The sequence below is a fragment of the Exiguobacterium sp. s11 genome, from assembly GCF_018619015.1.
Lineage (GTDB): Bacteria > Bacillota > Bacilli > Exiguobacteriales > Exiguobacteriaceae > Exiguobacterium_A > Exiguobacterium_A indicum.
The window spans coordinates 573,841-586,219 of the sequence record NZ_JACSNF010000002.1 but is presented as its reverse complement, the minus strand read 5'-3'; the positions used below and the strand labels follow the sequence as shown (position 1 = coordinate 586,219).

The 12,379-nt window shown below is 48.6% G+C and carries 16 protein-coding genes; 7 read left to right on the top strand and 9 right to left on the bottom strand.

From position 1 onward, the window contains the following. Positions 1-46 precede the first annotated feature (46 nt). A complete protein-coding gene (locus tag KNQ12_RS10635; protein WP_029341396.1) occupies positions 47-490 on the top strand; it encodes a hypothetical protein in 444 nt (147 codons plus the stop codon). A gap of 47 nt (positions 491-537) precedes the next feature. Here the strand turns inward: KNQ12_RS10635 and KNQ12_RS10630 are convergent, their stop codons facing one another. The 4 genes from KNQ12_RS10630 to KNQ12_RS10615 form a co-directional block, all read right to left on the bottom strand. Further along, positions 538-1,881: a S8 family peptidase gene (locus tag KNQ12_RS10630; RefSeq protein ID WP_214748052.1), complete on the bottom strand. Its 1,344-nt coding sequence runs from the start codon at positions 1,879-1,881 to the stop codon at positions 538-540. Positions 1,882-1,930: 49 nt separating this feature from the next. Further along, positions 1,931-2,344: a hypothetical protein gene (locus KNQ12_RS10625; RefSeq protein ID WP_023467922.1), complete on the bottom strand. Its 414-nt coding sequence runs from the start codon at positions 2,342-2,344 to the stop codon at positions 1,931-1,933. A 59-nt stretch (positions 2,345-2,403) separates the two neighbouring features. Beyond that, on the bottom strand, positions 2,404-3,096 hold the full coding sequence (locus tag KNQ12_RS10620; protein WP_029341394.1) for a hypothetical protein: 693 nt from the start codon (positions 3,094-3,096) through the stop codon (positions 2,404-2,406). A gap of 69 nt (positions 3,097-3,165) precedes the next feature. Next, positions 3,166-4,161, bottom strand: coding sequence for a potassium channel family protein (locus KNQ12_RS10615; RefSeq protein WP_251055790.1), 996 nt, complete (start codon positions 4,159-4,161; stop codon positions 3,166-3,168). A 67-nt stretch (positions 4,162-4,228) separates the two neighbouring features. Between KNQ12_RS10615 and KNQ12_RS10610 the strand changes: the two genes are divergently transcribed. From KNQ12_RS10610 to KNQ12_RS10600, 3 genes are all read left to right on the top strand, one after another. Then, the gene (locus KNQ12_RS10610; RefSeq protein WP_023467919.1) at positions 4,229-4,456 is read left to right on the top strand and encodes a DUF1659 domain-containing protein; all 228 of its coding nucleotides are present in this window, start codon (positions 4,229-4,231) and stop codon (positions 4,454-4,456) included. Between the two features lie 36 nt (positions 4,457-4,492). Continuing rightward, entirely contained in the window at positions 4,493-4,699 is a 207-nt protein-coding gene (locus KNQ12_RS10605) for a DUF2922 family protein (RefSeq protein ID WP_029341392.1), read from the top strand. Between the two features lie 89 nt (positions 4,700-4,788). Next, complete coding sequence (locus KNQ12_RS10600) at positions 4,789-5,682, top strand: hypothetical protein (protein WP_023467917.1); 894 nt, start codon at positions 4,789-4,791, stop codon at positions 5,680-5,682. 94 nt (positions 5,683-5,776) lie between these two features. Here the strand turns inward: KNQ12_RS10600 and KNQ12_RS10595 are convergent, their stop codons facing one another. The 5 genes from KNQ12_RS10595 to KNQ12_RS10575 form a co-directional block, all read right to left on the bottom strand. Next, complete coding sequence (locus tag KNQ12_RS10595) at positions 5,777-6,847, bottom strand: hypothetical protein (protein WP_214748049.1); 1,071 nt, start codon at positions 6,845-6,847, stop codon at positions 5,777-5,779. 12 nt (positions 6,848-6,859) lie between these two features. Continuing rightward, entirely contained in the window at positions 6,860-7,678 is an 819-nt protein-coding gene (locus KNQ12_RS10590; protein ID WP_214748046.1) for a hypothetical protein, read from the bottom strand. Next, entirely contained in the window at positions 7,675-8,355 is a 681-nt protein-coding gene (locus tag KNQ12_RS10585) for an ATP-binding cassette domain-containing protein (protein ID WP_214748044.1), read from the bottom strand. The genes KNQ12_RS10590 and KNQ12_RS10585 overlap by 4 nt, the downstream gene beginning before the upstream one ends. Positions 8,356-8,767: 412 nt before the next feature. After that, the gene (locus KNQ12_RS10580) at positions 8,768-9,190 is read right to left on the bottom strand and encodes a hypothetical protein (RefSeq protein ID WP_035408466.1); all 423 of its coding nucleotides are present in this window, start codon (positions 9,188-9,190) and stop codon (positions 8,768-8,770) included. Positions 9,191-9,337: 147 nt separating this feature from the next. Then, positions 9,338-10,012, bottom strand: a complete 675-nt coding sequence (locus KNQ12_RS10575; RefSeq protein WP_214748041.1) for a CPBP family intramembrane glutamic endopeptidase — start codon at positions 10,010-10,012, stop codon at positions 9,338-9,340. Between the two features lie 107 nt (positions 10,013-10,119). Here KNQ12_RS10575 and KNQ12_RS10570 point away from each other — a divergent pair, with 107 nt between their 5' ends. From KNQ12_RS10570 to KNQ12_RS10560, 3 genes are all read left to right on the top strand, one after another. After that, entirely contained in the window at positions 10,120-10,803 is a 684-nt protein-coding gene (locus tag KNQ12_RS10570; protein ID WP_214748038.1) for a lytic transglycosylase domain-containing protein, read from the top strand. Between the two features lie 15 nt (positions 10,804-10,818). Next, entirely contained in the window at positions 10,819-11,400 is a 582-nt protein-coding gene (locus tag KNQ12_RS10565) for a DUF1643 domain-containing protein (RefSeq protein WP_214729802.1), read from the top strand. A gap of 105 nt (positions 11,401-11,505) precedes the next feature. Next, on the top strand, positions 11,506-12,306 hold the full coding sequence (locus KNQ12_RS10560; RefSeq protein ID WP_214748035.1) for an SMI1/KNR4 family protein: 801 nt from the start codon (positions 11,506-11,508) through the stop codon (positions 12,304-12,306). Positions 12,307-12,379 lie beyond the last annotated feature (73 nt).

Genomic DNA, 12,379 nt, shown 5'->3' with positions numbered 1-12,379 from the left:
CCTCATTTCACGGTATAGTACAAGAGTTCAGAAGGGGGCATGCAGTATGAAAAAACGACGCTCTGGTACGAACCGGCGAACGGTTCGCAAGTTGACGTTCCTGATCGAGATCGATGAGATCAAGGCACTTCATCTGCGAAACGGCATCTTCGCCTTCTATCGTCAAGGAGAGCTCATCCACGCGTTCGAGCCGTTCAACGTCAAGGCGCCCGATGCACTCTCAAAACGTAGCTATCATTTCGATCAACACGATATCTTGCTTATGAATGAACGTTTCCCTGAGCAAATCCCGTTGTATGATGAAGCAATGACGTTACGCTCTTGGGCCGACCAGGTCGCTTATGGTTTATACCAATTGATCGATTCCAGTCGCTTGTCGTTCGTCCATGAGGATGACACAGGATACAAAATGGAAGCGATGATCACGTGGACTGGAGAGGCATTAACACCTCCGACGCCCGTCTATAAAAAAGGAAAAGACCCGAAGTAACCTTCAGGTCTCGTACAGCGTTTCCCACTCGGTGGGAGGCGTTTTTTTTATTTGACGGTCAGGAGTCGTTCGACCGTTCGCGTATGGCGTCCACCACTCGTCTTGAATACGAGTTTATAGGACCCTTTTTGTTTCAATTGATACGTGAACTTGTGCGTCCCATTTTTTAATTTCGACTGGGTGAACGTTTTAATGACTTTCCCATCTTTATAAAGACGGGTCGTCGTTTTCGCATTCGAATATTCGTCAAAGTAAAACGCGAATAGTTGATTCGGTTTGACTGTTGAAGGGAGCGACACTTTAGAAATTGGCGCTGGAAGCGCCGCTAACATTCCGGCATTCAAGCGACCGACTCCGTAATGTGAACTTGTATCTCCTGTTTTTTTGGTCGCAGCAGCATACAGTTTACTGCGCATCGCTTCATTCGTGACGAATGGATTCTTTGATTTCGCAAGCGCCAATACCCCGCTGACGACCGGTGTTGCCATCGATGTCCCGTCTAAGTAACCATACTTATTCCCAACGATCGTTGAATAAATCCCTTCACCCGGTGCCATGATGTTAAGTCCTTTGCCGTAATTCGAGAACGTCGACGCTCGACCGAGTGTGCCTACAGCCCCAACGGCGACGACTTGACTCATCGAACCTGGGAAGAGCACTTTATTGCGTCCATCATTCCCCGCTGCTCCAACGACAAGGATGTTCTTCGCTTCTGCTTTTTTGATTGCTTCTTCCATGTAGGGATCGAATTCATATTGTCCAAGCGACAGGTTGATGACGTCTGCTCCCTGCTCGATCGCATACAAAATACCGTCACCGATATCAATCGACGCAGCAAAGTCACCATCGAATACGTCGGCTCCGATCAATTTAACACCGGATGCGACACCAATGATCCCTTTCCCGTCTTCCCGTGCCCCGACGATCCCAGCGACGTGCGTTCCGTGATCGTCCGGTTTACGGATGCCCGAGATCGTCGTCGTTTTATAAATGACGTCCTTGAACTCGCGGTGTTTCGTATCGATCGCGTCATCAATGATTGCAACGCGAATATCCGATTTACCACGGCTGTACTTCCAGTAAGTAGGGATCCGTGACTGATCGAGATACGTTTGCTGGAACTGGGCAGAATCCGTCGCTTTCTTGACGTCCGTGATCGGAATCAAGTCGGCATCGATATCCTCTTCTTCGAGATGTGCAAGTGGCTCGACGAGAGAGAATCCTTTTTGTTTCAAGGCACGAATCTCGCTCAGCCCCTGATGCGCCAACCAGTTTTGTTTTTGTTGTTCTGTAAAAGTTGGGTCGTATTGTACGTATTGAGACTGCGCAAAGGCAGACGTTGGCATGGCGACGATTGTCGCTAGTATGAGTAGTGCAAGTTGCTTTTTCATGGGAACCCTGCCCTTCTCTGTTTACGCGCCGACCGAAGAATCGTCTGGACTAAAGCGGAACCGTACCGTCCGGTTCTTCGCTGACTTCAAAAGGAATGATTTTTCCGATCGTCACGTAAGCATAATAGCGTGCAAGGACCGCACGCCAACGCGTTGCATCGATGCCTGTCAGATCTTCACCTAACGGGGACCCGTCGAACGTCTCGAACTGTTGGCAAAAGAACGCTTCCTCTTCTTCATGCCACGTTACTTCTTCGCCGATGAACCCAGTCGAAAAGCGGACGAAGTCCGCAATCGAGGGTCCAATCACTTCTGCCGGCAAGCGTTCGCTCATCCGTCCGACCAGTTCATACCGGTCGCGTTGTGCTTGTTCCGCTTCTTCAATCGAATGACACAGCAGCACTTCACGATTTATTTCTACTAACACGACATAGTCACCACTCGGTAAATTGACGTGAATCATCCCTACACCCCTTGGATTGGATTCGTGCGGCTTCTAGGTGTCATTTTTTCTTCGATAATTTATAATGTCCATTTTCGATCAAATGTTAATTCAATCGGCTCGTTATCTTTCGACTTTAACATAACGACCCGTGTCGTTTCAATTTGATCGACGAGATCCGCTTGACGAAGAGACTGAATTTCCTTCGATGAACCGGCTTCAATCCGGTCTCTGTACGGGGCAAGCAACTCTTGTTGATTGCTTGCGAGTGCGTACCAGGCAAGACGAGCGAATGGTTCATCCTTTGCTGTCTCGAGCGCATAGCTCTCGAAGATATCTGGAAGATAACTGCTAAATTGATCGAGGGCGTCAATCCGTTCTGCGACATCTAAAATCGTCAACCAGCTCGGGAGTGACAGCAAGGATTCACTTGACCACCAGTCGAGTAAATCGACATGTTCTTTAAGTAATTGCTGCGCTTCTGGACGATCAATCATATGTTGTAGGGTCTGGATGAGTTCGTTCCAGGCAAGTGACCAATATTCCTCTGACGGATTAGCTGAGAGGAAGAATTGACGATAAACCGTCAGTAGTTCCGAAACGTCCGTTAATGGTTCGACTTCCAATCGTTGATTAAAACGACTAACTGCTTTTGTAAAATAACTTGGTTCAAGCGTCAATGCCATATAGAGTAATTTCGGTGCATTTTTAATTTCGCCTTGATCGACCGTCTCGAATAATTCTTGAATCCATTCTGGTTGTGGTTGTGTCATAATCCTTTTCCTCCGTTTAGTAAATTTGTTTACTATACCCGAAAAAAGATTAGTTGAATCATGCCCACCTTAAATTGCTCCGATTCTTTGGGCGGTTTCCTCCGAACATAAGACGATCAGCGTACCGTTTTTCGGAATCGGTTCATCAAGACGTTGGTTCAAATCAAGCCGCTTCCCGTCGGATAGAATCGTCACTCCTTCTTCTAGCAAGGCGTGAAACGCATCGCGGTATGTCGCCCATTCCGGTCGTGTCGGAATCGAGAACATTCCCTCACCATCCTTCGTCAATAAGTTCGTCACGACTTTCGTTACGCCAGGATGATGGGACGCGAGGATCGCCATCCGGGCAATCGTCTCGTCACCGAGCAATACCTCATCGATCTTGACCTGTTCAAAGCTGTCGAGGTGTTCTTCGAGCATCATCTCGACGATCGTGTAAATGTTCGGATTCGCCCGTTCGATGCTTGAAGCGATCAACAGTGTTCGTCCGTCCGCATGGACCGGTGGAATCGAATGATCAGCGAGGACGATCGCACGGACCGCCTTTTCGATGTGTGCTCGCTCGAGCGTCGACGTCAGCGCCGGATCACCACAGACGTAATGGAACCGGGGGTGACTGAATGGCTCTCGCTCTAGGTCGTCGACGAGGACGACATCCGTATGTTCGAGCAATGACTCGATGACGTGCTTCGAACGCCGACTGTAACCGAAGACGACCGTATGCCCTGTTTCCTTCACTTGTAACAACCCTCTTTCCTTTTGATTACGAATCAACTGGACACCGTCGACCAGTTTTGAGATCAATCCCCCGACGATCCCAATTCCGAAGATGAACACGAAGATCGTCAGAATCCGACCGGTATCCGAGTTCGGGAAGAAGTCACCGTATCCGACCGTGACGACGGTCGTCATCGTCCAGTAGACGGCGCGGAAGTAGGACCCGAACGTCTCCGGCTCAAGCGCATACATGATGCCCGCGACACCGAAGACGAAAATTAAGGACGCATACCCGAGCGTCCGCATCCGTAGAAACGAGACTCTTCGTAAAAAACGTAACCAGACCATGTTTTTTCATTCCTTTCGAACAATCCGGTCTCTTCCCCTGTCAATAAGGGCGAAGGAGGTGATACACATGACACAAGCAGAAGAGATCAAGACGAGTCTCGTCATCGTCTTCGAGCGTAAGGACAAGGTGACAGCGAACGGTGATGCCGTCGTCGCTCGCCGCCGCTACAACGGCTTACGTTCGAATCTTCCAGCAGACGTCGTCGCTTCGATCGGGCAATCGATCGGTAGCTTACTCGACGGACGCTACGCGCTGACGGAAATCAGCCGTGACTACGCTTTACTGAAGGCATGACCCATCCTCTACATTTCATGAAAGGAGTGACCATTGATGGAACATACGATCGTCCTGACGTTCGATACGGTGACGAAAAAACCGTATCGCTTACGGATCGCTGGTGCGAAGGAGAATGCGACCGTGGCTGAGATCAAAGCAATCGGTGACTTGTTCGTCGCCCATGATCCGTTCATGAACGGTGTCACACGTCTCGCGTCCGCCGAATTGCAAAATAGTTCGGAATCGGCATTCGTCTTGTAAGCTTTTTCAGTCCATCGTCACGGGATTACGTGACGATGGCTTTTTTTTGGTATACTAGAAACATCAACCAGCTGAAAGGAAGTCAATTTATGGCCAAACGCCCACTCACTCCTCGCGAATGCGAACTCGTCGTCTGTAGTCTCTACGTAATGGAACTCATCCCGTTCGAAGGCATCATGGAACGTCTCGAATCCATTACGCTCCGAGACATCATCGGCCCCGTCGCACGTGGTGAATCGACGCGGGAGCAAGCTGCTGACGCGCTTGACCAATACATCAAGGTCCGACGTCGCCGGTTCCGCAACGTCCCACCGGAACATCTGTGGTCGCTTGACGACCGGATTGAACAAGAAGCTTTGCGGATGATCCGCAAGCGTTCGCCGCTCTCGGCAGGAGAAAAGCTCCAGCCGAAAGCCATTCCTCATGAAATGGGGGATACGGTCGAGATGAAAGTGACCGAAATTCAGGATCGCAACAACAAAGTGACCTTAATCGGAAAAGTCGGAAATGTCACGGCGAAACTCCCGGTCGCGAACCGTCAAGCCTATAAAGGCAACAAGACGATTTCCGCCTGGATCACGGGTGTCGAAAAGAAACCTGCCTTACTTCATTTGTCGACATCCGATTACGGCAAACACCAGCCGTCAGAAGACGTCAAGGCAGCGTATGCGACTGCCGTCGCCGCTTTACGTCGCTATTTCGAGACGAACGAGCTCCCGACGACCGAAGAAGTCGACCTTGCAAAATCACTGTTCCAACGGATGATCCGTCGCGATCAGAACGATTGGTTCACGGTATACGTCGCGATGGGTCGCCCGCAACTCGATCACGTCCGGCGCTGGGTCAAGGTCATCCAGATGCTCGCCCGCTCCCTACGCGGGGACGAAGAAGCGACACAACAACTTGCTTCGCAGGAAGATCGTTTCTTCAAGGACGCCTTATTGCGTGCCTGTAAAGCAGCAGAGAAAAACTTCACGTCTTGATGCTTTCGCCCTAGAACGTATCGATTCCTAGTCAAAACGAAAAAAACGCTTCGTCCCGGATAAGTTTTTCCGGGACGAAGCGTTTTTTCGTGGATCATTGAACCGCAAAATCATAGATACGCGTTCCTTTTTTACGATTCGCATCTTTGATTTCTCCTTGATACATCAGTTGCTCATTCTTCAGATCGATCACGGACACTTGGAATCCATCGTTTGTCTCGGAAGAGAGATAAAGTTGCATCTCGTCCTTCGAATCCAACCAATCAATCTTTTTCAAAACGAGCGGACTGCTTACGCTATGCTCGGATAATCGTTTCGTTTCCAAGTCGAACATCGACCATTCGATTCGTTTCGTCTCCCCTTCCGGCAGGCGGAAGCCGATGAGATAACGACCGTTCGCATAGGGCGTATAACCGATTTGCTGCTGATTCAACTCCTTGATGGAACGAACGCTCTTCCCGTCATCGAGGAAATAAGATAGTTTAGTGTTCTCCTCATCGCTGTCAGACGGTTGTTCCGTGTAGACGACCTCATTTTGATGAATCGCTAAAAATTGACGAGCGTGTTTAGGCGCTACTGGCTTTTGAAGAACGATCTCTTCAACCCGGTCGCTTGTTAAATCGAGCACAAGCAGTTTCGTTTCCCTTGGCTGATCGACTCGATCGAGTTGAATGTAGACCTTCATCGCCTGTTTATCGACGACACTGGCTTGTATGTCCATCCCCGTCTCAAGTTTTGTATCATACTGAAATGTTTTCTCGAACATCTCCTCCGTCTTAAACGTAAACATCTTAAATTGCAGTTTATTGTGTTTGATCTGAATCGCATACTCTGATTGTCCATCTCCACTTACATTCGTTTCCATATGCGTCGTGAATTCGTAATATTTATCTGGCAAATCCGTCGTGCTATCTTCACGGAATAGTTGTCCGACGTAAGAATTTGACTGTTTTTTGATGTCTCCCTTAGCGTTGACATCATAAATCGTCGAACGCATGCCTTTCGTCTGAAGACGTAAATTAAAATTTTCGATTTGCGAAGGTTTTCCACTGACGGTCTCGAGCGAAAAGTCTGCTCCTTTGATCGACAGCGTGTAGCCGATGTAGCTTCCGATTGTTATGAGAATGATCACTCCATAGATCAGAAGTTGACGATATCGTTTCATGAGATTTCTCCTTTAGACGGATAGACGCGTCTGGACTAACCGCAGATTTTTGTACGACACATATAACGTTAAGAGCACGATGTACCCGAGATAAAATTGCATGTGCAGTTGACTCAAATCGTTCGAAATAACTGACAATGCTAAGCCCAAGATGATATAACCGCCAATCAACGCAATCCCATGTAATCCGACGAGCAAGAACGCTTTTCCCTTTCGGAACGATCGTTCAAGTAATACTGTCATGAAGACGAACGAGATGACGATGAATGTCATCAGTAAGATGAATAAAATATCACTCGGATACATCGTATAGAACAACTTCATATAGATGGAGTATTCATTGATGCTGGCTGTGACCTGTTGAGCATCTGGTAACAACCATAAGTAGAGATTACGACTAAGCAACAACAGCCCCCACTGAATTCCGATCAAACTAGTCACGACAAGTAAGAGTGCCGTCATTTTCGACCCAAAAATCGCCCGTCGTGATCCCGGTAACAATAGCAATCTGTAGATGTACTTCGTCTCACCTATCCAGTCGCGGTACCAAATCCAAAACGCAAACAGGATGATCATCCCCATTGCTAATACAATGATGGAATCGTAAAAATCCGTTGCCTGTGCGAATGTCAACGCACCACCTGCTCGCGCAATTGCGTCCATTTCTGATATCTGTTCAATCCGCATCGTTTTCTCGATCGTGCTTTGATAATCGTAAATTTGATAGAGCAGAGACGCGATTTCCGCGACGATCAAGCCTGAAATCAACAACACCAGTAATTTCGTACTTCGTTTCAGTTCTTCATTCGTTAATAACAACCAACGTTTCATCCTTGATATACCTCCCGCATACGGTCCTGGACCGATTGATGATGACTGCCGCGCAGCTCATCCGTCTCTTTGACTTCGACGATCTTTCCGTCCCGTAAGAACAACACTCGGTCGATCACCTGCTCGACTTCAGCGATTTCGTGAGTCGTCATCAGGATACTCCGTCCTTCCATGAACTCACTTGAGAAAATCCAGGCAATCTGTTCCTTCATGAACAAATCGATTCCCGCGAGCGGTTCGTCGAGTAATATGTACGGTCGATCGAGGGCGAATCCTAAGACGAGATTGAACTTCGCTTTGTTCCCTTTTGATAAGTTCGCCATTTTATCCGTCGTAAACAGCTGGAACGTCTGCAGTAACCGTTCCGCTGTCTCTTGATTCCAGTCTGGATAATGATCTGCTATATATGCGAGCGCTTGTCCGATCGTCATGTAGCTCGGCATCGTCTGAAGATCAGGCACGAACGCAATTTTGTCGCGCGATGTTTTACCGTCGACCGTCACCGTACCGGCATCCACCGGAATCAGACCGAGAATTGCTTTTAGGATCGTCGACTTCCCTTCCCCGTTCAAGCCGATCAAACATGTCACTTCGTTTAGACCGACGGAGAACGTCACGTCAAGTAAGACGTGCTTTTTTCGTCCGTATCGCTTCTGTAACCCTTTTACCTCAAGCATCGGATTCACCCTCCTTGATTATCACCATTGTATTAAGACAATAGTACATCTGTTAACTGTATGGTACATGCCATACAGTCTAGCGTCAACTTGTTTTTTTCCTGCCATCATCCAGAAAATGAAAAAGAGCCGGACAATCCTGTCCGACTCCGCGAGTATTCGACTTCGTTTTTGCTTTTTAATTTATGAAAGAAGAGAGACGTTTTGTTCACTCGAAATCGCTTCCTAAGGAAAAACAAGCAGGAGCGACCTTGCAACGAAGTGAAGCGGCACGATGCTTGTCCCAGGAAAACGATTCGAGATGAACAAAAAAGTGCACGCTGTTTTCACGACGTCGAATTCTCTCGATTCGTTGATTAAAAAAAGAGAGGACATCCTAACGGACGCCCCCTCTGAAAACGTGACTGGTGCTTCAATAAATATCAATCGTTGACTCCAGTGCCCGGCATGTCCGACGCACGGTCGGTAAGAAGTCGGTCCGTTTTGCGACACCGCCTTCAATCTGGACATGCTGAATGCCTTTCGTCCGCTGCATCGCTGTTAAGACGGTGACCAGCTCGATGAACCAATTCGAGATCAGTTCGACGACCTGTTCGTCAAAAGCGGCAGCGCCATACACATCATACCCGTTCTCGCAGAGATGGTTCGGGAAGCGGGCTTTGAACCGATGAATCAAAGTGTCCGTCGTCGGAATTAAAAATTCGTTATAGACGACACGTTGTTCGGCATCAAGCGTTTGTTCTGTCACACCATCCATCATCAAATGTGGCTGATTGCCGATATTCAATGTCCAACTCGTCTTCTTTCGCTCGCCAGTGGAAGTGATCGTTCGCATGGTTTCATCCATCTCCTTTTGATGTGTAAGCGTTTACCTTCTCATTTTACCTGTCATTTGACCTGTTCTGCAACCGTCAACTTGACCATTTTAAACGATGACTTCGCTTGACATTCAGTCTACCAAATTCAACGCTCTTTGACGATGTCAGGAATTAACATCGTCCTTGTAAATGTAGACAGCAACGAGATCGATCAAGACATGGATGATGATCAGCGGCCATAGCGTCTCGAGCGCTAGATACAAGTAGCCGAATCCCGCTCCGATCAGTCCTGTCACGAGAATCGCGAACCACCCTTGATAGCGATGGGCAATCCCGAACAGGATGGCACCGATCCAGACGAAGCTGACTTCTGAGAACGGTAAAAATAATCCGAGCGTATGGAAGAGAAACCCGCGATAAATCAACTCTTCCGTCACTCCTGCCATCAGCGCGACCATCTGAAACCCGGTCCGTTCCTCTTTCGTTCGCGGCAGAATCAGTCGCTCCGCCTCACTTTGATAAAGCGGCAACAATCGTTTGCGAAACGCTGGAACAGTCGCCGTCAAAAGTAAGACGAAGCAGAGAAGGACGATCAGTCCGATCGTCGCGTACCAGACCGGACCACTTGGGACAAAAAACGTCAAGCCGATTTCCGGCAACCGTGTGCCGCTGATCAGCGTTCCGCCGACGAGCAACAGACATAAGATACCACTCGACTGGACCATCGAGGGATAAAATTCCTTGCGTGGGACGATCGTCAAATCGACCGGTCGGACCGCTGCGATGATCGAAAGGACGACGAGTAATCCGAGTAAAAATCCATTTACGAAGAGATACATGACTTCGACTCCTTTTTTGATTCCACACTCCCGTCACAGAAAGTGCTATTAGACCCTACTAAAATATGATACCATTCAGTGGAATCCTAAACAGAGGAGAGAACAATATGCGAAAAGTTTTTCGAATCAGCATCTTGTTCGTACTGTTCGCCCTCATCGTCAGTAGCTTCATCTACTGGCAAAATCGGGAACGTGTTCAAAATGAAATGTATCGTACGTATTATGGACAGCATGGCGTACCTGCCGAGAACATCGACATCTACGAACAAGCCGCGGCACGTTACGGCATCGACTGGAAGCTGCTCGCCTCCATTCATCGCGTCGAGACGATCTTCTCCAACTCGTCAGCGATGCAATCGTCCGTCGGCGCTATCGGTCCATTCCAATTCATGCCGAAAACATGGGTCGGTTGGGGATACAAAGGTGGCACGTCGCTCGGTGACATCGAGCATGACGGCATCGACGTGACGGATCCGGAAGCCATCGAGAAATATGGTGGTCTCGGAGTGGACGCGGACGGCGACGGGAAAGCTGACCCGACGAGTCTCGTCGACAGCGCCCACACGGCAGCGAAATACCTGAAACAACACGATGTCACGAAGACATCCGACCGAGACACGCTCGCAACAGCACTGTTTGAATACAATCGCAGTGAACAATATGTTTCTGACGTGCTCGCCCAATACGATCGTTACCAGCAACACGTCGAGGCGATCGATGCGAACGACCTCGACCTCAAGAAGAAGACACTCGCATTCTTCCTTCGCATCAGCTCACGTTTGACCAATTAAAAGGAGGCACCACCCATGACACCAGCCGATTCTTCCGAACTCTTGATTGAGGAATCGTCGATCCGCGTCCAGACGACGTTTGATCGAGACAAGACGAAACGCTACTTACGCAGCTATATCTTTGACGACATCGCAGAAGGAACGCACGTCGCCGCTTTAATCTACACACCACGGACGACGGACGCCTTTCTCTCCGGAACGACGACACAACGTGCGTACAATTTGATGAAGAAGTATGTCAGTGATCCCGTTAAACAATATGACATCATCAGTTTGATGCCGGACCTGCTCGTCAGCGAGGATCTGCCATTCGCTCAAGCGAGTTTCGATGAGACGAACTATGCGTTCGTCGCGAAGACACTTGCCGATGTCAAAGCGAAAAATGGCGTCGTCCTCTGTGGCTGGGGATCGCCTGGTCGACTGATGCACCATTTACCGGCTTACGAGGATCTATTCAATGAATATGCCGACATCTTGTACTGCTCTGGCATCACGAACAAAGGTGAACCGAACCATCTGCGCTTGACGATGGACGATAGCCCGATGATCACGTATAACGACATGAAACAAAAAGCGAAAAAGTTGCGTCGTAAATGACACAATGGACCCTTCCATAACGGATAGGGTCTTTTTTTGAAACATTTTCCATCAGCTTCGCGTATAATCTAGGTCTACATACTACATAGCAAGGAAGGTCATACGATGCCATTTTGGGATAAAGAGTTACAAGAAGAAACGATGATTTCAGTCAAAGAAACAGACATTCAACGAATCGAGCAAGCCGTCAACGGTTCACTCCCCGTCCGTTACCTCGAACAAATCCGGGAACAAAACGGTGGTGCCCCAGAAGCTATGGCCGTGATGGTCGAGTTCAAGAATACATGGTCGGACGAAGAAAGCGGATTGCACCTCCCACTCCGCTCCATGACGTCATTGACATTCGAACGGTATCTGGACGAATTGTCGGTCCTCCGGGAATGGGATGTCGAAGGAAACGTCATGATGTTCGCGGAAGGAGAAGGGAGCTATTTTTGGTACTTCCACTTCATGGAGGCTGCTGAGCCGACTGTCTGGTGCCTCGATATTTCGGATGAAACGACCTATTTTGTCGCGGCGACCTATGACGAGTGGTTAACGAAGCTGAGTTCCGATGTTCCGGAAGTCGTCATGCCGGATGTTGTATTTCTGACGTTACCTGAAATCAAGGACATTCTCCGTGGAGATGACGAAAATGAAAAACTTCTCGCATACTCCCACTGGATGATTCTCGATGAAGAACAGGAAGAACTCATCGAAGCGTTCATGACACTGATCGAACGAAACGACCAGCCTGATTTCCTCGACTCTTATGCGTATTACCTCATGGAAGTCTTGACGAACAACCCGGAGTTGTTAGAACAGAAACGAGATGACGTCACGACCTTGATCCTCAGTAAAGGTGACGATCTCGATGCAGAAGACTTGCTATCTTGGATGGATGAAGAGATAGACGAAGAGTTCTGACCTCAACCAGAAAGCCAGTATTCCTCGTCCATATGGATGACGAATACTGGCTTTTTCGCATGCCTATCCAATC

Coding starts and splice junctions, on each gene's coding strand:
- KNQ12_RS10635 (WP_029341396.1), top strand. CDS start 47: ATGAAAAAACGACGCTCTGGTACGAACCGGCGAACGGTTCGCAAGTTG.
- KNQ12_RS10630 (WP_214748052.1), bottom strand. CDS start 1,881: ATGAAAAAGCAACTTGCACTACTCATACTAGCGACAATCGTCGCCATG.
- KNQ12_RS10625 (WP_023467922.1), bottom strand. CDS start 2,344: ATGATTCACGTCAATTTACCGAGTGGTGACTATGTCGTGTTAGTAGAA.
- KNQ12_RS10620 (WP_029341394.1), bottom strand. CDS start 3,096: ATGACACAACCACAACCAGAATGGATTCAAGAATTATTCGAGACGGTC.
- KNQ12_RS10615 (WP_251055790.1), bottom strand. CDS start 4,161: ATGGTCTGGTTACGTTTTTTACGAAGAGTCTCGTTTCTACGGATGCGG.
- KNQ12_RS10610 (WP_023467919.1), top strand. CDS start 4,229: ATGACACAAGCAGAAGAGATCAAGACGAGTCTCGTCATCGTCTTCGAG.
- KNQ12_RS10605 (WP_029341392.1), top strand. CDS start 4,493: ATGGAACATACGATCGTCCTGACGTTCGATACGGTGACGAAAAAACCG.
- KNQ12_RS10600 (WP_023467917.1), top strand. CDS start 4,789: ATGGCCAAACGCCCACTCACTCCTCGCGAATGCGAACTCGTCGTCTGT.
- KNQ12_RS10595 (WP_214748049.1), bottom strand. CDS start 6,847: ATGAAACGATATCGTCAACTTCTGATCTATGGAGTGATCATTCTCATA.
- KNQ12_RS10590 (WP_214748046.1), bottom strand. CDS start 7,678: ATGAAACGTTGGTTGTTATTAACGAATGAAGAACTGAAACGAAGTACG.
- KNQ12_RS10585 (WP_214748044.1), bottom strand. CDS start 8,355: ATGCTTGAGGTAAAAGGGTTACAGAAGCGATACGGACGAAAAAAGCAC.
- KNQ12_RS10580 (WP_035408466.1), bottom strand. CDS start 9,190: ATGCGAACGATCACTTCCACTGGCGAGCGAAAGAAGACGAGTTGGACA.
- KNQ12_RS10575 (WP_214748041.1), bottom strand. CDS start 10,012: ATGTATCTCTTCGTAAATGGATTTTTACTCGGATTACTCGTCGTCCTT.
- KNQ12_RS10570 (WP_214748038.1), top strand. CDS start 10,120: ATGCGAAAAGTTTTTCGAATCAGCATCTTGTTCGTACTGTTCGCCCTC.
- KNQ12_RS10565 (WP_214729802.1), top strand. CDS start 10,819: ATGACACCAGCCGATTCTTCCGAACTCTTGATTGAGGAATCGTCGATC.
- KNQ12_RS10560 (WP_214748035.1), top strand. CDS start 11,506: ATGCCATTTTGGGATAAAGAGTTACAAGAAGAAACGATGATTTCAGTC.